Below are 21,655 nucleotides of genomic sequence, written 5' to 3'. Positions count from 1 at the left end.
TCACTTTCGCAAGACCCGTAAGAGAAGGAACACCACATGCCAGTTGTGCTCGAGAACCTAGGCAAGCGCTTTGGCGATGGCGCTCCCGTTTTGGAGAACGTCAGCGCTAACATCCGGCAGGGCGAATTCGTTGCACTGCTCGGTGCTTCTGGCTGCGGGAAATCGACACTTCTCAACATCATCGCCGGGCTCGAAGCGCCCAGTTCTGGGGCTTTGGAAGTGCCTGCGGACGGCGCAGCTTTTATGTTCCAAGACTCGGCGCTTTTTCCGTGGTTGAGCGCCCGTGGCAATGTTGAGTTGGCTTTGAAGCTGCGTGGTGTTGGCAAAACAGAACGACGGCGGCGAGCCGGGGAACTGCTCGATCTGGTTCATTTGGGGGACGCGGCAGAGAAGCGACCACATGAGCTCTCCGGCGGAATGCGTCAGCGTGTAGCCTTGGCCCGCTCGCTTGCACAGGAACGTCAGCTGCTGTTGATGGACGAGCCTTTCGCAGCGCTCGATGCCATCACCCGTGACTTGTTGCACGATGAGCTTGAGCGCGTGTGGAAAGAGACGGGCAGGACCATTGTTTTTGTGACGCACAACGTTCGTGAAGCGGTTCGTCTGGGGCAGCGTGTGCTGTTGATGTCCTCGCGCCCCGGTCGAGTTGTTGCCGAATGGGAAGTAGGGCCCGAGCACCGTGCAGACCCGTCCTTGGCAGTTCAGCTGACCGGAACCATCACAAGCCGACTTCGCCAGGAGATCCGCCGCCATGCCAAGTAACACTCAGACCCGAGCAGCAGACGAACGGGTGCAAGCCAGCCCGGCGGCTGGGGTGGCTTCTGTTGCTGGCGCAGACGATCTTCGCGAGCTCGAATCCGGCTTGGACTCCCTCCAATCCGATGCGGCTACCAAATCGCGGGCCGACTGGTCCCGGGTGCTGCTGCCCGTTGCTGCACTGATTTTTTTGCTGATCGCGTGGCAGTTTTATGTTTCCTTAGGCCTCAAACGCCGCGATCAGGTGCCCGGTCCGCTGGATGTAGCGTCCTCAATGATCACTCTCTGGGGCGAAGGACGTATCCAAGAGGGGCTATGGACTTCGGTGCAGCGCGGCATCATCGGCTTTGCTGTCAGCGCAGTGATCGGAACGCCGATTGGTCTGCTCCTGGCACAGGTTCAACCGCTCCGTCGCGCTTTTGGGCCGCTTATTTCTGGACTGCAAGTGTTGCCCTCGGTGGCGTGGGTTCCGGCCGCGATCATCTGGTTTGGGCTCAGTGATTCCACTGCGTACTTTGTGGTCTTGATGGGCGCGATTCCGTCGATCATCAACGGGCTCATCTCCGGGGTGGACCAGATCCCACCGCAATATCGACGCGTTGGGACAGTACTCGGTGCATCCCGGCTAGAGATGGCTTTGCAAGTGGTTCTTCCGGCAGCGTTGCCAGGGTATTTGGGCGGGCTCAAACAAGGCTGGGCCTTTGCCTGGCGATCGTTAATGGCCGCTGAGATTATTGCCACCGGTGGAAAGATCGGATTCGGGCTAGGGTCCATGCTCGATCAGGGCCGGCAGCTCTCAGACATGTCAATGGTGATGTCAGCAATCCTGGTCATCCTGTTTGTGGGCATCGCCGTTGAACTGCTGATCTTTGGCCCGATCGAGAAAAAACTCCTGCGCGGTCGAGGACTCCTAGCCGGCAGCACCCGCTAATTCATCCGCCCCATTCGCCGAGGTCGGTGCAGCGCGTCGTTTCCACCGTAAATTTCCGGGGGAGACGGCGCGCTGCACCGACTTCGCGAACTCGGGAGAGGTGGGAATGACTTGTGAGCGCCTTACGTTAGCCAGAGTGTGACTACACATCGCAAGAAGATTGGCTTCCTTTCCTTCGGGCACTGGCAGCGTGTACAGGGTTCACGCGTGCAATCCCCTCGGGAGGCCTTACTGCAAGGCATTGACCTCGCCATTGCTGCTGAAGAGTTAGGGATCGACGGCGCGTTCTACCGCGTGCATCACTTCGCCCGTCAGCAGGCCTCGCCTTTCCCATTGTTGGCTGCGATTGCGGCCCGCACCGGCCGGATTGAGATGGGCACTGGCGTGATCGACATGCGCTACGAAAACCCGCTCTACATGGCAGAGGAAGCTGCTGCCACTGACTTGATCAGTGATGGCAGGCTCCAGCTCGGCGTGAGCCGTGGTTCACCCGAGCCTGCTCGCAATGGTGCTGCGACCTTCGGCTACACGCCCGCCGAAGGCGAAGATACCGGTGACATGGCACGTCGCCACACTGCACAGTTCCGCCACGCCATCGCCGGTCACGGCGTGGCCCAAGCTGACCCGCAGTACGCGGGAGGCGCCACGGGGCTTTTACCCATCCAGCCGACGTCGTCCGGGCTTCCGGAACGCATCTGGTGGGGTGCCGGAACTCGTAAAACCGCGGTCTGGGCGGCGCAACAAGGGATGAACCTTATGAGTTCCACGCTCCTGACCGAGGACACAGGTGTGCCGTTTGACCAGTTGCAAGCCGAACAGATTCAGCTGTTCCGGCAGGCCTGGGCGGAAGCCGGGCATAACTTTGAGCCGCGCGTTTCGGTGAGCCGTAGCGTGATCCCGATCGTGGATGACGAGGACGAGTATTACTTCGGTCTGCGCTCGCAGGCAGATTCCCGCGATCAAGTGGGCATCTTAGAGGGGACGCGTTCGCGCTTTGGCAAGAGCTACACGGGTTCCCCGGATTCGCTCGCCGAAGAACTGGCTAACGATGCAGCAGTTCAAGCCGCAGACACTTTGATGCTGACTGTCCCTAACCAGCTTGGTGTGGACTACAACGCCAAGCTTCTGGGCAATGTGGCCAAGTACATCGCACCAGCAATTGGGTGGACTCGGACCTAAACATTTCGCCGAGGTCGGTGCAGCGTGCCGAACTCCCCGGAAAATTACGGGGAGAACGGAGCTATGCACCGACCTCGGCGCAAAAGTGTGGGCTCAATGTGACGTTGGGTTACCCAGCGTGAACGGTTGAGTCGTAGTACTTGGGGGAGTGTGACGAGCTGCCCGTATCGTTTTCCTATGGCAATTCAGGACATATACCCCACCGCTCTGCGGCTTTTGGGCCGCGAAGTGTTGGTGGTTGGTGCCGGTCCGGTTGCAGCCCGCCGCGCAAAAACCTTGCTCGACGCCGGCGCTAGAGTCACAGTGGTGGCCCCCGAAGCCTCGGATCAAGTGCGCGAATTGAACGACGCCGGATTGCTCACCTGGGTGCCGCGCACCTACCAAAGCAGTGACCTAGAAAAGGTCTGGTTCGTTCAAACCGCCACCGGCAACAAAACCGTTGACGCACAAGTTTCCGCAGACGCCGAAGAACGCCGAATCTGGAGTGTTAACGCCTCAGATCATGAAGCCTCCGCAGCGTGGACGCCGGCAGTAGCAACGGTGGAAGACATCAAAATTGCCGTGAACGCTGGCGGTGACCCGCGCCGCGCCATGGCCGTGCGCGACGCCGTTGCTACCGCCCTCGAAACGGGCAGCCTCCCCATCCGCCGGCACCGCCACAGGGACGGAGCCCTGGGGAATGTTGCGCTGGTTGGCGGCGGACCGGGGCACACTGAGCTGATCACTGTGCGGGGCCGCCTGCTCTTGGCCCAAGCCGATGTGGTGGTGGCTGATCGGCTGGGCCCACGCGAACTCCTGAACGAATTGCACGCCGACGTCCAGGTGATTGAAGTAGGCAAAACTCCCGGCCATCACCCCGTCCCGCAAGAAGATATCAACGCCATCCTTGTAGAGCATGCTCAACAAGGCAGCCGAGTGGTTCGTCTTAAGGGTGGAGATCCTTACGTTTTGGGCCGTGGTGGCGAAGAAGCCCAGTATTGCCGCGATCACGGAATTCCCGTAGAAGTAGTTCCCGGCGTTACTTCGGCGATTTCCGTCCCCGCAGCCGCCGGCATCCCCGTTACACACCGCGGGGTGGCCACCGGATTCAGCGTTGTGACTGGTCATCAGGAACTTTGCGAGGTTCCTGCACGCCCGGATCACACCGTGGTGCTGCTGATGGGAGTGGCCAAACTGAAGGAATCGATGGTGGCCCTTCTCACATCGGGCATGCCAGCAGAGACTCCAGTAGCTATTGTTGAAAGAGGCTATGCGCCGGATCAACGCGTCACCATCGGCACTGTGGTGAGTATTGCAGCGCAGGCCGAGGCAGCTGGAGTGCAAAATCCGGCGGTGATTGTGGTTGGTGACGTGGTACGCCTCAGCCCCTTGGCGCCGTCGAACCTTAAAATCACACGCCAGAGCACTAGCCACTAAAAACTTCACCAGCACCACCCGTACTACTTATCGAAGCCAAGAAAAGGAACACAGCCGTGTCATCAAGCACCACCGTAGGAACCGCAGAGCGTCCGCTGCGCGTAGCTGTCATTGGTTCCGGCCCGGCCGGCGTCTATGCCGCTGACATCCTGACCAAAAGCGAAGCAGTTAAAAGCGGCGAGCTGACCGTCAGCATCGACCTTTTTGACCGCTACCCGGCACCCTATGGTCTGATTCGCTATGGCGTGGCCCCGGATCACCCGCGCATCAAGGGTATTGTGAACGCCCTCCACAAGGTTCTGGACCGTGGCGACATCCGCTTTTTCGGCAACGTTGAATACGGCACTGACATCACCATTGATGACCTGCGTTCCCACTACGACGCCGTCATTTTTGCCACCGGAGCCATCAAAGACGCTGATCTGAACATCCCCGGCATCGAGCTGGACGGTTCCTATGGCGGTGCTGACTTTGTCTCTTGGTACGACGGTCACCCGGATGTTTCGCGCGAATGGCCGCTGAACGCCAAGGAAGTTGCAGTGATTGGTAACGGCAACGTTGCCTTGGACGTGGCTAGGGTTCTGTCCAAGCACGCCGATGATCTGCTGGTCACCGAAATCCCCGAGAACGTTTACAAGGGTCTCAAAGCTTCCCCGGTGACGGACGTTCACATCTTTGGCCGCCGCGGGCCCGCCCAGGTGAAGTTCACCCCCTTGGAACTGCGCGAGCTTTCCCACTCCAAAGACGTTGACATTGTTCTCTACGCGGAGGACTTCGAATTCGACGAAGCCTCCGACGATGCAATTCAGAGCAACAACCAAATCAAAACCATGGTGGGAACCCTCACCAACTGGATCGCCGAACAGCCCGAGGACCTCTCCGAGCTCAAGGCATCCCGCCGACTGCACTTGCACTTTTTGCACTCTCCATTGGAGATTGTTGAAGACCCCGAAAACCCGGGCCACGTGGGTGGTATGCGCTTCGAACGCACCGAACTGGACGGCACCGGCAACGCCCGCGGCACCGGGGAAATCATCGAATACCCGGTCCAAGCCGTGTACCGCGCCATCGGCTACTTTGGTTCCGCCCTGCCGGACGTTGAATTCGACCACAAGCGTGGCGTCGTAGTGAACGACGGCGGTCGCGTCCTTGACGTGGACGGCCAGCACGTGCCGGGCTTGTACGCTACGGGTTGGATCAAGCGAGGACCGGTGGGCCTGATTGGTCACACCAAGGGTGACGCACTCGAAACGGTGACGTACCTTTTGGCAGACCGCGAAAACTTGCCGGTAGCCGCAGAACCCGCGGAAGACGCCGTCGTCTCCTTGCTGGAATCCCGCGATGTGCGCTTCACCAGTTGGGAAGGCTGGCTGGCCCTGGACGAACATGAGAAGTCCCTGGGTGCCGAAGCCACCGCGGCTGGCGGATCGCACGGTGTGGCCGTGGAGCGCGAGCGTGTGAAGGTTGTTCCGCGCGATCACATGGTCAAGATTTCCCGTGGCGGAGTTCAGGCTAGCGTCTAAATACCCCACCAAAATGTGCCCGGCACCGCGGAAGCGAGGCCGGGCACATTTGTGTTCTCAGAAGCCGGTTTAGTGCCCCCGCGGTTGCCGGGCGCCGAGCCATTGAACGGACAGTGCCAGCCACAATTGCACACGATCCTGCGTCACAGCGGGATCGTGCCCGGTGAGTTCGGTGATTTGCGCCAAGCGGTAGCGCACCGTGTTTCGGTGCAGGGTGAGCGCCTCCGCCACGGCAGCCACCGAGCCATTGAGCTGCAAGTAGCTCTCTAGCGTGGTCATCAGTTCCGAACCGTGCGCTGCATCAAAATCAACTAGCGGGCGCAGGGTCTCGGTGGCCATATCCGCGAGCGGAACGTCTTCGCTGGCCAGCAACAGCGAGGTCAATGACAACCGCTCTGGCTCATTGACTGGCAAGCCGCGGGCCACGGCGTCGCGCGCTTCAAAGTAGCTCCACCGCAAACCGTTGGGCCGCGCGTAATGGCCACCCAGACCGATGGTCGCCTTGAGCCCAGCCTCCGAAAGAAGCGTGTGGACGGCCCGCGCACGAGCCGGCGCCGCGGCGTCGTCGTTCAAAATGATCAACAGCTCAGAATCGACAACGGCGGTAGGCGCCTCATCGAGTTCCGGCGGTAACGCCGTGGCCAAGACAGCCTTAACTTGCGCCGGGGTGCTACCCGCTGCAGGGCGAACCAGCATGACTACTTGACGGCCCGACGCCGAGATCCCCACCGAAGCTAGCCGGGCGCCGGCCTCTTGCGCATCAAGGGCGCCACGAATCACGTCCTGCATCACCTGCCCGGCTAGCTTGCGGGCGGCGATTCGCTGTTGCTGCTGATTATTCAGTTCTAGGCTCACCAAAGACTTGGCATAGTCCAAGATGCCGCCGTCAGTGAAGGGCCGGAGTACATGAAGAGTGGTGGCATCGCGTTGACCGGTGGAAATGGCAACGGCGGTCCACTCCTGATTTTCTTTGGGTTCAGAGGTGGTGGAAAAGATTTCAATACCAAAGCGGCTCAAACGCAGCTCGGTGCGCAGCAACCCGGCCAATTGACGCAAAAGAGCTGGCAGCCCACCGCCGGATAAGAGCGATCGGGAAAGGACCTGGTGTGCAGCAAGAAGCCGTTCAAGTTTGGTGTAGTGATCGGCTGAATGGGACTCAGCCACCAGTTTCCCAATGGCAATAAACGGCGTCTCGTAAGGGACCTCAACCACCGGTAGACCCCAACGGTTGGCTTCGGCAACCAGCGCCGCCGGGACTTCCTCGTGGGTGAGACCCGTGCCAAAACCAATACCCACGGCACCGGCGCGCTGAACCTGACGTACAAAGGCGCGCTGCGCGGCGGCTGTTTTCTGGCGCAGCCCCGTGGTGAGGATCAATTCGCCGCCGCTAAGAAAACGCTGCGGCTGTTCGTGCTCGGTCACAGCAACCCATTGAATGGGGGAGGTGAGCGTTGTCTGTGCAGTCCCCAGATTGCGAAGTTTGAGCGAGGGTAATGCCAGTAGCGCGGCGAGGGTGATGGTCACCAGTTCACTATAGATCCTTGTGCTGGGCAGCCGCACTGCCAGTGTTGGGGACGGCTGTGCAGCTGTCCATTCCGGAAGTGACGCAGCTCATCTAGGCTCGAGCTAACTCCGCAGTAACACACCACCAGAAAGAGGGTTGAACACAGTGGTCCAAACCTTGCAGAACTTCATCAACGGCCAGTTTGTTACACCGGCTGGCACCGATACTTTGGACATCATCAACCCCACTAACTCTGAAGTGGTGGCCACCTCGCCGGTGTCTAACGCGGCAGACGTTGACGCGGCGATGTCCGCAGCCGCCGAGGCCTTCAAAAGCTGGAAGCGAGTTACACCCGGGCAGCGCCAACTTATGCTCCTCAAGCTGGCCGATGCCATCGAAGCTAATAGCGACGAACTGGTTGAAGCGCAGCACCGCAACACGGGCCAGGTGCGCAGCCTCATCGCTAGCGAAGAAGTGGCCGCCGGTGCCGACCAGATGCGCTTCTTCGCCGGTGCTGCACGCCTCATGGAAGGCAAATCTGCTGGCGAATACTTTGAAGGCCACACCTCCTATGTGCGCCGCGAACCCATCGGTGTAGTGGCTCAGGTTGCCCCGTGGAACTACCCGTTCCTTATGGCAATCTGGAAGATCGGCCCCGCGCTCGCCGCCGGTAACACCATTGTTCTCAAGCCCTCAGACACCACCCCGGAATCCACCTTGGTCCTGGCCAAGCTCACTCAGGGCATTTTGCCGGACGGTGTGCTCAACGTTGTTCTCGGCACCGGAGCCACGGGCGCCATGATGGTGGAGCACAAGGTTCCCGGCCTGGTATCAATCACCGGTTCCGTGCGAGCAGGTATTGCAGTAGCCTCAGGCGCAGCGAAGGGCCTCAAACGCGCCCACCTGGAACTGGGCGGCAAGGCCCCAGCCATCGTGTTCAAAGACGCTGATATTGCCAAGAGCGCAGCAGCCATTGCTGAATTTGCGTTCTTCAACGCTGGCCAGGACTGCACAGCCATCACCCGTGTCCTCGCCGAAGAATCCGTTCACGATGAGCTGGTTGCAGCGATGGTGGAACACACCAAAACACTGCGCACCGGTTCACAGAATGACGAAGACAACTACTTTGGCCCGTTGAACAACATCAATCACTTCAATGCGGTTAACGCCGTGGTGAATGCACTCCCGGCACACTGCAAGATCGAAACCGGCGGGCACCAGGCGGGGGAAAAGGGCTTCTTCTTTGAGCCCACCATTATTACCGGCGCCCAGCAACAAGATGACGTGGTTCAGAAGGAAACCTTTGGCCCCGTCATCACGGTGCAGAAATTTGCCGATGAGGCCGAAGCCGTTGAGCTGGCCAACGATGTTGAATACGCCCTAGCTTCAAGCATCTGGACCACCGATCACGGAACCGCCATGCGCGTGAGCCGCGACCTGGACTTTGGTGCAGTGTGGATCAACACCCACATCTTGCTCACCGCCGAAATGCCGCACGGCGGATTCAAACAATCCGGCTACGGCAAAGACCTCTCCATGTACGGCGTAGAGGACTACACCCGCATCAAGCACGTGATGAGCGCACTGGACGCCTAAGCGCCGCCGTTTCACAGCCACCCCCAATATTCTGAAAGGCCCTGCCATGACCACCACTGTCAACGAAATCACCTACCGTCTCGAGCAGAAGCGCCGGATCGACGCCGACTTCCCGGGCCCAAAGTCCATCGCCATTGCCGAGCGCCGCAAAGCAGTTGTGGCTGGTGGGGTCGCCTCTAGCGTCCCGGTTTATGTACAGGACGCCGACGGCGGCATCATCCACGACGTAGACGGTAACTCTTTTATTGATCTCGGTTCAGGCATCGCTGTGACCAGCGTCGGCGCGTCCGATCCCGCCGTCGTCGGGGCTGTTAAGGAAGCTGTTGAGCACTTCACCCACAGCTGCTTTATGGTCACCCCCTACGAAGGCTACGTTGCTGTCGCCGAGCAGCTGAACCGCCTCACCCCGGGCGACCACGAGAAGCGCACCGTACTCTTCAACTCTGGCGCGGAGGCAGTGGAAAACGCCATCAAGGTGGCTCGCATCGCTACTGGTCGTAACGCCGTCGTAGCTTTTGATCACGCGTACCACGGCCGCACCAACCTGACCATGGCGTTGACCGCAAAGTCCATGCCGTACAAAACAGGGTTCGGTCCGTTCGCATCCGAGATTTACCGTGCACCGATGAGCTACCCGTTCCGCGAAGAGAACTCGCAGATCACCGGTGCTGAGGCGGCAAAGCGCGCCATCTCCATGATGGAAAAGCAGATCGGTGGCGATCAGATCGCTGCAATCATCATCGAACCAATTCAGGGCGAGGGTGGTTTTATTGTCCCCGCTGAAGGTTTCTTGCCGGCGCTGGCCGAATGGGCCAAAGCAAACGGTGTGGTGTTCATTGCCGACGAGGTCCAGTCAGGTTTCTGCCGCACGGGTGAATGGTTCGCCGTCAACCACGAAGGCATCATCCCGGACATCGTGACCATGGCCAAGGGTATTGCCGGTGGTATGCCGCTCTCAGCGATCACCGGCCGCGCAGAACTGCTGGACTCTGTTCACCCCGGTGGACTCGGTGGCACCTACGGTGGTAACCCGGTGGCTTGTGCTGCTGCATTGGCCGCAATTGGCACCATGGAAGAGTTTGACCTCAACGCCCGTGCCCGCCACATCGGCGAGATCGCTACTGAACGTTTGAACGCACTCGCTGGCGAAGTTTCAGCCGTGGGCGACGTCCGCGGCCGTGGCGCCATGCTGGCCATTGAACTGGTCAAACCCGGCACCATCGAGCCCAACCCGGAACTGACCAAGGCTGTTGCCGCAGCATGCCTCAAGGAGGGTGTCATCATCCTCACCTGCGGGACCTACGGCAATGTGATTCGTTTGCTCCCGCCGCTGGTCATCAGCGATGAGCTGCTCAACGATGGTTTGGACGTCCTCGAGGCAGCAATCCGCGCCAACGCCTAAAGGCACCGCCCTCTCCGCCGAGTGGGTAGATAATGTCCCTTAGCCAATGCTCAAAGGGACATTATCTACCCACTCGGCGGAGTTGTTTGCGGGATGTAGAGTCAGCTACACAAGTTCTCTGCAGGTGCGGACAGTGTTGTTCGGACTTGCCTAAGCCCGCGAAGGCACACACATGCGATACGTAGTTGGTTACACCCCCAATGAACGCGGCGCCGACGCCGTTAATCTGGCCGTTGCCATGGCAGCAGCCCAGGGTGCGCATCTTGATTTGGTCTACGTCCAGGACAAGAATTTGGCCGCCACAAGCCTGACCAACCCGGGTGGAGCCAGCGGCGTGAAAACCCAAGCGCTAGCTCTCATCCCGGCAGGTGTTCCCGCGGAATTCCACCTGATTGAGGGCGAGTCTTTCGCCGCTGCCTTAATCGAATGCGCCATTGAATTCAAGGCTGGGCTGATTGTGATCGGTGCAGCCAGCAATGGGCTCTTTAAGCGCTACACGGTGGGTTCGGTGGCCAACGCGCTTCTTCACGCCTCGCCCGTCCCGGTGGCGCTGGTTCCGCGCGGTTACCAGCGTCAAGAGCCGATTGATCGGCTCACCCTCGCGGTGGGAACCAGAGAAGGGGCCGACGCCGCCATCAACATTGCGATCAGCTCCGCAGGACGTCGTGGTGTCCCGCTGCGATTGATTTCTTTGGTGGAATTGGACGTGGCTGGTGAATCGGGTGAGGGTATTAACGCTGCTCACCGTCACGCGAACACTGTACTGAAGGATGCCGCCGCCCAGTTGTCGCCCGGTCATGATGTACAGGTTGCGGTTGCTCATGGCCGCACCATTGAGGAAGCCATCGATGGCCTCGAATGGAGCGACGGCGACGCCCTGGTGGTGGGCTCATCCCGGTTGGCTCGGCGCCGTCAACTGTTTATTGGCTCCACGGCGAACAAGGTGCTGCGTTCACTGCCGGTGCCGATGATCGTGGTGCCGCGCGACTACGAGCGCATCGACTCCAGCCCGGAGAAGTAGCTCAGCGAATGGGTAGATAACGTCGCTTTGGAGTGGTTCTAAGGGACATTATCTACCCATTCGGCGGAGGGGCTTAGGTGAGCTGGGTTGTGAGGCGCCTAGCTGGCGAATTCTTGCGGTTGGTGCTGAGCATGTCCACCGTGAGCAGCAATAGCGCCAGCCACACAATCCCGAAGCCGATCCAACGCTCAATGGTCATGGTCTCGCCCAGAATCGTGAGCGCAAAAATGAACTGGAGCATCGGTGCGAAGTACTGCAATAGGCCAATGGTGGTCATGGGCAGGCGTCGCGCGGAAGCACCGAATAGCAGCAACGGCACAGCCGTGATCACACCGGAAGCAGCCATAATCCAGAAGTGACCGGGGCCTTGTGCGGTCATGGTGGCTTGGCCAATAACCGTCAAAATGATCATAACGACGGCGGCAAAGGGCGCCAGAACTACCGTCTCCACCGTGAGACTGGCCAGAGCGTCAACCCGGGAACCAACCCGCTTTTTTACGAAACCGTAGAAGCCAAAGCTCAAGGCCAGAGTCAGGGCAATCCAGGGAAGTTTCCCATAGGAGATAGTCAGTACTATCACTGCGATAAAACCGATACCTACAGCAGCCCATTGGAGTTTGCGGAGCTTTTCCTTGAGCACAAGAACGCCCAAAAGCACTGAAACCAGTGGGTTAATGAAGTACCCCAGTGAAGCCTCAACGGTCTGCCCGGTGGTGACACCATAGGTGTACGTGAGCCAGTTAATTGCAATAAGACCGGCTGCAAGAGCCAGCGGCCAAAAGACCTTTGGGTTTTTTAGAGCGGCCGCTAGAGGGGCCCAAGTTCGCGTCACGGCAATCAGCAGCGCACAGAAAATGAGTGACCACAGCACCCGGCCCGCAACAATCTCTACCGGACCGGCGGGGAACAACAAAATGAAGTACAGCGGCAAAAGGCCCCAGAGAGTGTAGGCAGCTATGCCGTACAGCATGCCTTTGGTGTTCTCACTACGCGGCACTCGCGGTGCTTTGCCTGAGAGTGTTCCGGTGCTATTTACGGAAGTGGCGCTGCTCTGAGCGGCTGCGGATCTTGAGTTCTGGGACACATGGTGGCCAACCGTTGCCACTAAGGCTTTATTCCGGCCTACACTTAGGCCACAGGCATAGCCTCCCAAGGAAGCGAACACATTCAATGACGAATATCGCCGCACTGCAGCGTCTAGGCCAAAAGCGCCCCTCTCCAGAACAACCAGCCCAGCTGGGGCATGAGCTTCTCGACGCTGGGCTGTTGAAGGTGCCCAGCACCAGTGAGGTCCCGGGGCTGCGTAGTATTGTTCGCGATTCGTGGGAACGTTCCATGGGTTTCCGCGCCAACCCTGATGCCCCCGAGGCGCCACTTGCCATGGACCGTGCCGAACTCGAGGAGTACCGGCGCAGCCACCCACTGGCCACGATTATGCCGGTGATTCACAAACTCTTGATCCAGCCCAGCCATGACAGCGGTCTTCTAGTTGCGGTGGGCGACGACGTGGGCCGGCTGTTGTGGGTTGACGGCGACCCGGTTTTACAACGCCGGGCCGAGGGCATGATGTTTGTGGCCGGAGCCAACTGGTCAGAGGCCTCGGTGGGCACCAGCGCACCAGGCACAGCACTGACCTTAAACCGCAGTGTTCAAATCCGCGGCGAGGAACATTACAAACGCTCAGTGCACCCTTGGAGTTGCACAGCTGTGCCTATTCACGACCCTGATTCCGGTGCATTGCTAGGTGTAGTAGATATCACTGGAACCGAGATTGCTGTTGCACCGCACACGCTCTCACTGGTGGAAGCTACAGTGGCCGCCGCTCAGGCTCAGCTCCAGATTGAAAGGTTGCAAGCGGCGGCGATGCTTTCAGGGTCTCGTGGTAGTTCTTCACGGCTAAGTTCCACGATGCTCAGCCCGAAGCGTCGAAGTTTGGCCGGGACTTCAGTAGCAGCTTCAGCCGGCGGATCCACAGCCGGCACTGCCGAAAAATCGCATAGCACCGCATCAACGCTGTACCGCAATAGTCTGCAGTTGTTAGGCCGGGACCAAGCACTCCTGAGCATCGATGGCCGCTCCGTGACACTGTCCGCGAGGCACAGCGAAATCGTGGCACTGCTCGCGAGCCACCCCGCAGGGCTCACCGCCGAAGAACTCACAGCCCAGCTGTATGCGCGTGAGGGATCCACTGTGAATTTGCGCGCCGAAATGGTGCGGCTGCGCAGCGTACTCAAGCAACTCAGCCCGGACGCCGTTCCTGAATCTCGGCCCTACAGACTGCCGGTAGACCTGCTCCCTGACTCCACCCAAGTCCTCAAATGCATCCAACGCGGAGCTCACCGGATCGCCCTAAATATTTACCGCAGAGAAGTTCTTCCACGTTCCGAAGCCCCAGGCATTGTGGAGCTTCGGCACAAGGTAGCAGCCCAGCTCCGTGAGGCAGTGTTGAGTGACGGCAATGCCGATTGCCTTTTGCAATACGCCCAACTTGCTGAGGCCTCAGACGATTCCGAGGTGAGGATGACGGCACTCAAGCTGCTGCCACCGCGCTCGCCGCGCCGCGCCGTCGTGGTAGCGGAACTTGAAAAGATCGACGCCGATCTGCGGCAGTAAACCGTCCGCAACCTTGCTGCAACGTTTTGTTTCTTAGGCTGAATGCAGCGGTTCCCCAAGACGCGACGAGAAATACCGTCCCGGGGCCCGAATCCGTTTTTGAAACATCAGTCTTAGCAAAGGAGCTAACAATGACTGTTTACGCACAGCCCGGTACCGAGGGTTCAAAGGTGACGTTCAAGGATCGTTATGAGAACTGGATCGGCGGCGAATGGGTTGCACCGGTCAAGGGTGAATACTTCGAAAACACCACACCGGTCACCGGAAAAGTCTTCTGCGAAGTGGCCCGTGGTACAGCTGAAGATATTGAACTGGCTCTGGACGCAGCACACAAAGCCGCACCAGCTTGGGGAAAAACTTCAGTTGCCGAACGTGCAGCGGTCCTGAACAAAATCGCTGACGTTATCGACGCGAACCTAGAAATGTTGGCCGTTGCAGAGTCCTGGGACAACGGCAAACCTATCCGCGAAACTCTCAACGCTGACATCCCGCTCGCTGCGGATCACTTCCGTTACTTCGCCTCTGCAGTTCGCGCTCAAGAAGGCCGTCTATCTCAGCTCGATGAAGACACCACCGCGTACCACTACCACGAGCCGCTTGGCGTGGTGGGGCAGATTATTCCGTGGAACTTCCCCATTTTGATGGCCGTATGGAAGCTGGCTCCGGCGCTCGCTGCGGGTAACGCCGTAGTGCTCAAGCCGGCTGAACAGACGCCGTCGTCCATTTTGGTGTTGATTGAACTCATCGGTGACATTTTGCCAGCGGGTGTTTTGAACATCGTTAACGGTTTTGGTGTTGAAGCAGGCAAGCCTCTCGCTTCCAGTCCCCGCATCCGCAAGATTGCGTTCACAGGCGAAACCACCACGGGCCGGTTGATCAGCCAGTACGCCAGCCAGAACCTGATCCCGGTCACGTTGGAACTCGGTGGCAAGAGCCCCAATATCTTCTTCAACGATGTAGCCCAGGACACCACTGACGCGTTCTACGACAAAGCACAAGAAGGCTTTGCACTGTTCGCCTTCAACCAGGGTGAAGTGTGCACCTGCCCCTCGCGTGCTTTGATTCAGGAAGACATTTACGACTCCTTTATGAAGGATGCAGTGGCCCGTGTTGCCAAGATGATTCAGGGCAACCCGCTCGATACTGAAACTCAAGTGGGCGCCCAGGCATCCAACGATCAGCTCGAGAAGATCCTTTCCTACATCGACATTGGAAAGCAGGAAGGCGCCAAGGTCCTCATTGGCGGCGCCCGTGCCGAGCTCGAAGGCGACCTAGCTGGCGGCTACTACGTTCAGCCAACCGTTTTTGAAGGCGACAACAAGATGCGGATCTTCCAAGAGGAAATCTTTGGACCCGTAGTCTCAGTGACAAAGTTCAGCGACTACAACCAGGCCATGGAAATCGCTAATGACACCCTCTACGGACTCGGCGCGGGTGTCTGGTCCCGCAACGGCAACGTTGCCTACCGTGCAGGACGTGAGATTCAGGCCGGCCGCGTGTGGGTCAACAACTACCATGCCTACCCGGCAGGTGCCGCGTTCGGCGGCTACAAGTCATCCGGTATTGGCCGCGAAAACCACGCCATGATGCTTGACCACTACCAGCAAACCAAGAACCTTTTGGTCAGCTACAACGAGAACAAACTGGGCTTCTTCTAAGCCAACCGAGTTCTAAGCCAACCAAGCCCGGGCGGGCGCGGATCGGACAAGATTCGCCCCGCCCGCACCATGTGTGCACCCTCGCGGAAGATCGCCGTGCACAAGCCTGATAGCTGCACTCTTGTTTGACGACGAAAGGATTTTGCTATGACTGAGACAACGACGACGAAGACCATGCAAGCCGCGGTAGTAACCGAATTCGGCAAGGACCTCCAGGTCCAGACTGTCCCGGTTCCCGAACCGGGCCGAGGCCAGGCGCTGGTCAAGCTTCTGACCACCGGCGTGTGCCACACCGACCTCCACGCCGCGGAAGGTGACTGGCCGGTCAAGCCGACTCCGCCGTTTATCCCCGGTCACGAAGGAGTGGGAGAGGTGGTGGCCATCGGTGATGGTGTCACCGACCTAGCCGTGGGTGACCTGGTAGGTAACGCTTGGCTCTGGTCAGCATGCGGCGACTGCCAGTACTGCCGCACCGGCTGGGAAACACTGTGTGAAGCGCAGCAGAATGCTGGCTACAGCGTGGACGGCTCCTTTGGCGAGTACATGCTGGTGGACACACGTTTCGCAGCACGTATCCCGGCTGGCTCCGATCCCATCGCGGTTGCCCCGGTGCTTTGCGCTGGCGTGACTGTGTACAAGGGGCTCAAGATGACCGAGGCTCGGCCAGGTCAATGGGTCACGATCTCCGGCATCGGTGGCCTGGGCCACATCGCCGTCCAGTACGCCGTGGCCATGGGCTTGCGCGTTGCGGCGGTGGACGTTGCTGATGACAAGCTGGCCCTCGCCAAGAAGCACGGTGCGGAACTGACAGTTAATGCCTTGAACGAAGATCCCGTTGAAGTTATCCAGCGCGAGACCGGAGGCTCACATGGCGTCTTGGTCACGGCAGTACATCCGTCAGCATTCGGCCAGGCTATTGGGATGGCCCGCCGCGGTGGAACGATTGTGTTCAACGGCCTACCGCCGGGCGATTTCCCGGCACCGATCTTCGAGATTGTGCTCAAGGGCCTGACCGTCCGCGGCTCCATTGTGGGAACGCGGCAAGATCTGGCCGAGGCGCTGGATTTCTTCGCCGAAGGCAAGATCCACCCGACCGTCTCCACGCGGGAACTTCCCGAGGTGAATGCGGTCTTGGATGAGATGAAGCACGGCAAGATCGACGGCCGCGTGGTCATCAAGTACTAATAGCCACCAGGTACTGATCCAGAGATGACTCTGATGCCAACAGCTAAGCTCGACGCCGCAGTGACCGTCCCCGGGGAAGATTTTTCCCGAGTGGCGCTCACTGCGGCGTCAGTGGAGCTTTTACAAAAACTTCGTGGAATTCACGGGCCGCTTATGTTTCACCAATCCGGGGGCTGCTGTGATGGTTCCTCACCGATGTGCTATCCGGCAGGGGAGTTCATCACGGGTGACTCGGACGTACTCTTGGGCGTCTTTGACCTTGATAGCCCAGCAACACCTGAAGGCCGGGTGGAGTTTTGGATGTCCCGCGAGCAATTCAATTACTGGAGCCACACCCACCTTCTGGTCGACGTGGTCCAGGGCCGAGGCAGCGGGTTCTCGGTGGAATCCCCGGAGGGAAAACGCTTCCTGATTCGTTCAACCCTGATGGATTGGCCGGTCTAGAACGGTAGCCTGAGCGTGGCGAGGTTCGCGCCAGGTACCGATTCCGCCTAAGGTGGAAATGTAACGGTCTTGTTATAAATGAGTTCGTGCATGCGGAGTGGGGCAGTTTTTTGGCCCAACTCTTGGTCCTGTCCCCGAACGATTGTTGTACATGCTCAACCACGCGACGCCCAGCGCCGAACCCACAACTCCCAGCGACGCCCAACTCATCGCGCTTGTCCGCGAAGATGTTGTTGACGCTTATGGTGAATTGTTCGCACGGCACCATGGCTCCGCCGTCGCACTGGCACGGCGGTATGCGCGCAACCCCAGCGACGCCCAAGACCTGGCCGCCGAGGCTTTCGCTAAAGTCTTGACCGCCCTCAAGGCAGGTGCTGGCCCCAAAGAATTCTTCAGGGCCTACCTCTTCACCACCATCGCCCACTTGGCTGCACGGCACAACGAACGTGACGCGCAGGTCCAACCGGGCGAAGACATGACTGTATATAAGCAGCCGGGGACTGGGCGGGACACTGCGCTGGAGTCCTTCGAAGCGCGCACCATTGGTGGTGCCTATCAATCTTTGCCCGAACGCTGGCAGGCAGTGCTCTGGTATACCGAGATTGACGCCATGAAACCCGCAGCCGTGGCACCGTTGCTGGGCCTGAGCGCCAATGCCGTTTCCGCACTGGCTCTGCGTGCACGTGAAGGATTGCGGCAGGCGTACCTGCAGGAACACATTAACGTTTCCGACGACGAAAACTGCCAACCGTACGCAGAGAACCTTGGCGCTTATGCTCGCGGCGCGCTCAGCGGTGCCAAGCAGAGCAAAGTGCGCGAGCACCTTGACGAGTGCAACAAATGCACCGCCATGTACGCGCATCTCACCGACGTTGGGGCCGGAATGCGCACCGTGGTGTTCCCCTTGGTGGCCGGGCTGGCGCTCTCATCCTCGTGGCTGGTCCGTGGTGGCACCATGGCCGCCTTTGCCACAGGATTGCAGCAAGCAACGGTCCGTAGCTGGGATTGGTTGCGGGCGAATTCCTTGATGGCCGTTGGTACCGCAGTTGCTGTGACGCTGGTGCTCGCTGGCGGCGTGCACTATGGGCTTTTCAATGCCTTCGCAGCAGATAACGCCCAGGGTAATAACGGGTTCAGCGCGCACGGCGAAAACTCCGGCGGAAATAACGACGGCGGACCCTCACCACTTCCGGCAGGTTCCACGAGCGGTACCTCCGGTTCTGGCAACGGTTCAGGTGATGGTTCGGGCCAGAGAAGCCCCTCGGCGCCCGGTCCTGGCTCTAGCACGGGGAATGGGTCCCACAGCAGTACGGGACAGCTTGGCACCGGCGGCCAAAACGATCACCCCAGCACAGGTGCAGGGCAGAACTCGCCCTCTGGAGACACTAGTTCAAGCCAGCGGCCGCCGTCGTCCTCTACAAAACCCACCATCCCGGGTGAGGATCCAGCGCCAAGTACCAGCAACACTCCTACCGCGCCGCCAGTAACCACCACGCCGACCGCACCGGGAACCACCACGCCGCCAGCTCCTGCAATCTATGTTCCGGCGGTCTCCGTAACACGCGCGAGCTCCGATGATCGCAGCAGTGTGCTGATCAGCCTGTCTGACCCAAGTGGCACCGGCGCACCCAGTGATGTCACGGCCGTGGTCCAATACATTCCAACTGCGGGGCAGAACCCGGCCACGATGGCCCCAGTGACGGCGATGCTCCCAGCCAATTCGCCGTTCACTTGCACCGAGGACCCCAGCAACTCTTTGCGCATGACCTGCACAGCCGCAGCCTTGACCCCCGATACGGTGACCGAACTGGACTTCGCGCGGATCGGCGCCAAAGAGCACCCGCCAATTCAAGTGAGCGTGTCAGGTTCCAAGGTTCAGGCTTCAACCCAGAGCTATGACGCGGCACCGGCCATTGAGCCCCCGCCCAGTTCTGAACCGCCCAGTTCTGCACTGCCTAGCCCGTCGCCGACGGCTCCCGGGGCCGCTGAAACTTCTGCCGCCGCTAGTTAGACGTGTCCACTCAGGTAGACGGCTTTGTCTCACTATGTGGGACGTGTGGGAACGTCCGATGGGCGGACAATACTCTGGATAAGTCCGTTTTTACCCCCGAACGATGCTGGATTACACCATGAATCTGATGAGGACCAAAGCAATTGAGCAGTCGATTGCCGATTCCGAGGAACCTGGGCGCAAGCTCAAACGCTCCCTAAGTACTTGGGACCTGATGATTATGGGCGTCGCCGTCGCGGTGGGTGCCGGTATTTTCTCCGTGGGCGCCAAGGCCGCAGCAAACTTCGCTGGCCCGGCCGTTACCTTGTCCTTTGCCATCGCCGCTGTTACCTGCGCGCTGGCCATCATGTGTTACGCCGAATTCGCCACCGCCATGCCCGTGGCAGGCTCCGCGTACGTCTTCACGTACGCCACCATGGGTGAGATTCTCGCTTGGATCATCGGCTGGAACCTCATCCTGGAGCTCTTCACTGCAGCAGCTGTGATCGCCAAGTACTGGGGCATCTACCTCAGCAAGGTGTTCGCGCTGACAGGTGTTGATATTCCGCCGTCCTTCAACGTAGGCGGCGTGGACCTCTACTGGGGCGCTTTCCTGATTGTTGCCATTTTTACAGTACTTCTGGTGATGGGAACCAAGCTCTCTGCCCGTGTAGGCAACGTCTTCACCATGATCAAAATTGCTGTGGTGTTATTCGTTATTGTGGTGGGTTTCCTCTACGTGAAAGTTGAGAACTACAGCCCCTTTGTTCCAACCTCCGTTCCCACCGCCAACGATGGCGGCGCGGACGTTATGAAACAGTCCCTCTTCTCATTCCTCAGCGGCGCAGCGCCGGCTCAGTACGGAACCATGGGCATCTTCGCTGGTGCGGCACTGGTGTTCTTCGCCTTTATTGGCTTTGACGTTGTGGCCACTTCGGCTGAAGAAGTTAAGGACCCGCGGAAGACTCTTCCGCGCGGTATCTTCGGCGGTCTGGCCGTAGTGACGCTGCTGTACATCCTGGTCTCCTTGGCGCTGACCGGTATGGTGCCCTACACCGAGCTAGCAAAGGCGGAGAGCCCCACACTTACCACCGCCTTTGAGGCAGTGGGCAATACCGATGCTGCCAAGGTCATCGCTTTCGGCTCACTCATCGGTTTGACCACCGTGATTATGGTGCTGTTGATGGGTCTCTCACGTGTTGTGTTGGCCATGAGCCGGGATGGTTTGTTGCCCCGCGCGCTCTCCGTGACCAACGCCAAGCACTCAACTCCGGCGCGCATTCAGATCATCTGTGGTGCCGCCGTCGCACTTGTTGCCGGATTGACCAAGGTTGACCTGCTTGAAGAGATGATCAACATCGGAACGCTCTCCGCGTTTGTGGTGGTCAGCCTGGGCATTCTGGTACTGCGCAAAAAGCGTCCGGACCTCAAGCCATCCTTCCGTGTTCCGTTTGGCAAGGTTCTTCCGATCGTCTCGGCCGCGCTGTGCGTGTACTTGATGACAAACCTCGCGGTGGAAACCTGGATCTTCTTTGCTGGCTGGCTGGTCATCGGTTTGATCATCTACTTCGCCTACGGGCAACGCCACTCACGCCTGAACGAGCGCTTTACTGATGCCAAGGAATTTGCGTCACAAGGCAGCAAGGAAGACTAATAAGGCGGCGTTTGTTCCGTAAATCGTGCTCCGATCTCTAAGATGGGGAAATGGCCCGACCTCCAAAACCTGAGCGCAAGACAGAGCTGCTCGCCGAAATCCTGACGTACCTTTTGGACAAATCGGTAGCGGACCTTACGTTTCGGAGCCTCGCGGACGGTTTGGGGATCAGCAGTTACGTGTTGGTGTACCACTTTGGAAACCGTGAACAGCTGGTGGGCGAGATTGTCCGGTCCATCGAGTCGCGTCAGGACCACATCAAGCATGCCGACGTCTCGCAAGTGAGCCGCGAACAGTTCGCCGAATGGCTCAACAACGCGTGGCAGTGGTGTCTTCAACAGCGAAACCGGAACCTGCAACGCCTCGAATTTGAGGCGTCCATGCAGGACCTGGTGTTGCCTGTTCAACGTGGGGACGCTCAGGAGAGCTTCCGGCTGTGGTTCGAGTTGGCTCGCAATTGGCTCCGCGTTCAAGGTGTCAGCGATGCCGTTGCTGTCACTGACGCCCGGCTTTTCGCCGCGTCCTTCTACGGGCTGCAATATGACTACGTGGTGATGAACGACGCCGATGCCGCCACCGCTGCCTTCTCACGGATGGTGGATGTCTTCTTCCAAAACCTGGACTTCCGTTTGGGCAAGAGTGACTTGCCAGGTTTTACGGGCGGGGTCAGTGTCGCGGGTGGATCTAGCGACGGTGGATCTAGTGACGGTGGATCTAGCGACGGTGCGAATGCCGCCACGACAGCTCCGGCCGACGCCTGATTTTTAGAAAACTAAAAGGGGC

At 59.3% G+C, this 21,655-nt stretch carries 17 protein-coding genes; 15 read left to right on the top strand and 2 right to left on the bottom strand.

What is annotated here, in order from left to right; translation table 11 throughout:
• Positions 1-36 precede the first annotated feature (36 nt).
• The 5 genes from ACQQCD_RS08910 (at position 37) to ACQQCD_RS08890 (ending at position 5,805) form a co-directional block, all read left to right on the top strand.
• Positions 37-762, top strand: coding sequence for an ABC transporter ATP-binding protein (locus tag ACQQCD_RS08910; protein WP_430268030.1), 726 nt, complete (start codon positions 37-39; stop codon positions 760-762).
• Positions 752-1,687, top strand: coding sequence for an ABC transporter permease (locus ACQQCD_RS08905; RefSeq protein WP_430268029.1), 936 nt, complete (start codon positions 752-754; stop codon positions 1,685-1,687). The genes ACQQCD_RS08910 and ACQQCD_RS08905 overlap by 11 nt, the downstream gene beginning before the upstream one ends.
• Before the next feature lie 207 nt (positions 1,688-1,894).
• On the top strand, positions 1,895-2,866 hold the full coding sequence (locus tag ACQQCD_RS08900; RefSeq protein ID WP_430268028.1) for an LLM class flavin-dependent oxidoreductase: 972 nt from the start codon (positions 1,895-1,897) through the stop codon (positions 2,864-2,866).
• 177 nt (positions 2,867-3,043) lie between these two features.
• Positions 3,044-4,282: a uroporphyrinogen-III C-methyltransferase gene (gene cobA / locus ACQQCD_RS08895; RefSeq protein ID WP_430268027.1), complete on the top strand. Its 1,239-nt coding sequence runs from the start codon at positions 3,044-3,046 to the stop codon at positions 4,280-4,282.
• 56 nt (positions 4,283-4,338) lie between these two features.
• Complete coding sequence (locus ACQQCD_RS08890) at positions 4,339-5,805, top strand: FAD-dependent oxidoreductase (protein ID WP_430268026.1); 1,467 nt, start codon at positions 4,339-4,341, stop codon at positions 5,803-5,805.
• Between the two features lie 69 nt (positions 5,806-5,874).
• Here the strand turns inward: ACQQCD_RS08890 and ACQQCD_RS08885 are convergent, their stop codons facing one another.
• Positions 5,875-7,329 (bottom strand): PucR family transcriptional regulator, encoded by a 1,455-nt coding sequence (locus tag ACQQCD_RS08885; protein WP_430268025.1) that lies wholly within the window; start codon positions 7,327-7,329, stop codon positions 5,875-5,877.
• A 145-nt stretch (positions 7,330-7,474) separates the two neighbouring features.
• On the opposite strand from ACQQCD_RS08885, the gene ACQQCD_RS08880 reads away from it, so the two are divergent.
• The 3 genes from ACQQCD_RS08880 to ACQQCD_RS08870 all read left to right on the top strand — a co-directional run bounded on the left by ACQQCD_RS08880 (position 7,475) and on the right by ACQQCD_RS08870 (position 11,328).
• Positions 7,475-8,905, top strand: coding sequence for a gamma-aminobutyraldehyde dehydrogenase (locus ACQQCD_RS08880; protein WP_430268128.1), 1,431 nt, complete (start codon positions 7,475-7,477; stop codon positions 8,903-8,905).
• 46 nt (positions 8,906-8,951) lie between these two features.
• Positions 8,952-10,307 carry a 4-aminobutyrate--2-oxoglutarate transaminase gene (gabT, locus tag ACQQCD_RS08875; protein WP_430268024.1) on the top strand — a complete coding sequence of 452 codons (1,356 nt, stop codon included), beginning with the start codon at positions 8,952-8,954 and terminating at the stop codon, positions 10,305-10,307.
• A gap of 172 nt (positions 10,308-10,479) precedes the next feature.
• On the top strand, positions 10,480-11,328 hold the full coding sequence (locus ACQQCD_RS08870) for a universal stress protein (RefSeq protein WP_430268023.1): 849 nt from the start codon (positions 10,480-10,482) through the stop codon (positions 11,326-11,328).
• A 73-nt stretch (positions 11,329-11,401) separates the two neighbouring features.
• Here the strand turns inward: ACQQCD_RS08870 and rarD are convergent, their stop codons facing one another.
• Positions 11,402-12,298, bottom strand: coding sequence for an EamA family transporter RarD (rarD, locus tag ACQQCD_RS08865; RefSeq protein ID WP_430268127.1), 897 nt, complete (start codon positions 12,296-12,298; stop codon positions 11,402-11,404).
• Positions 12,299-12,498: 200 nt separating this feature from the next.
• Between rarD and ACQQCD_RS08860 the strand changes: the two genes are divergently transcribed.
• From ACQQCD_RS08860 to ACQQCD_RS08830, 7 genes are all read left to right on the top strand, one after another.
• Positions 12,499-13,941: a GAF domain-containing protein gene (locus ACQQCD_RS08860; RefSeq protein ID WP_430268022.1), complete on the top strand. Its 1,443-nt coding sequence runs from the start codon at positions 12,499-12,501 to the stop codon at positions 13,939-13,941.
• Positions 13,942-14,072: 131 nt separating this feature from the next.
• Positions 14,073-15,599, top strand: coding sequence for an acetaldehyde dehydrogenase ExaC (gene exaC / locus ACQQCD_RS08855; protein ID WP_430268021.1), 1,527 nt, complete (start codon positions 14,073-14,075; stop codon positions 15,597-15,599).
• 174 nt (positions 15,600-15,773) lie between these two features.
• The gene (gene adhP / locus ACQQCD_RS08850; RefSeq protein WP_430268126.1) at positions 15,774-16,784 is read left to right on the top strand and encodes an alcohol dehydrogenase AdhP; all 1,011 of its coding nucleotides are present in this window, start codon (positions 15,774-15,776) and stop codon (positions 16,782-16,784) included.
• Between the two features lie 33 nt (positions 16,785-16,817).
• Positions 16,818-17,228: a DUF779 domain-containing protein gene (locus ACQQCD_RS08845; RefSeq protein WP_430268020.1), complete on the top strand. Its 411-nt coding sequence runs from the start codon at positions 16,818-16,820 to the stop codon at positions 17,226-17,228.
• Between the two features lie 97 nt (positions 17,229-17,325).
• A complete protein-coding gene (locus ACQQCD_RS08840) occupies positions 17,326-19,239 on the top strand; it encodes a sigma-70 family RNA polymerase sigma factor (protein WP_430268019.1) in 1,914 nt (637 codons plus the stop codon).
• A 118-nt stretch (positions 19,240-19,357) separates the two neighbouring features.
• Complete coding sequence (locus ACQQCD_RS08835) at positions 19,358-20,872, top strand: amino acid permease (RefSeq protein WP_430268125.1); 1,515 nt, start codon at positions 19,358-19,360, stop codon at positions 20,870-20,872.
• Positions 20,873-20,922: 50 nt separating this feature from the next.
• Positions 20,923-21,633: a TetR/AcrR family transcriptional regulator gene (locus tag ACQQCD_RS08830; RefSeq protein ID WP_430268018.1), complete on the top strand. Its 711-nt coding sequence runs from the start codon at positions 20,923-20,925 to the stop codon at positions 21,631-21,633.
• Positions 21,634-21,655: the final 22 nt, after the last annotated feature.

Source organism: Pseudarthrobacter sp. J1763 (assembly GCF_050490295.1).
In the GTDB taxonomy this organism is placed as follows: Bacteria; Actinomycetota; Actinomycetes; order Actinomycetales; family Micrococcaceae; genus JBNPEO01.
The sequence above is the reverse complement of the archived record's forward strand: the minus strand, read 5'-3'. Positions and strand labels throughout refer to the sequence as shown.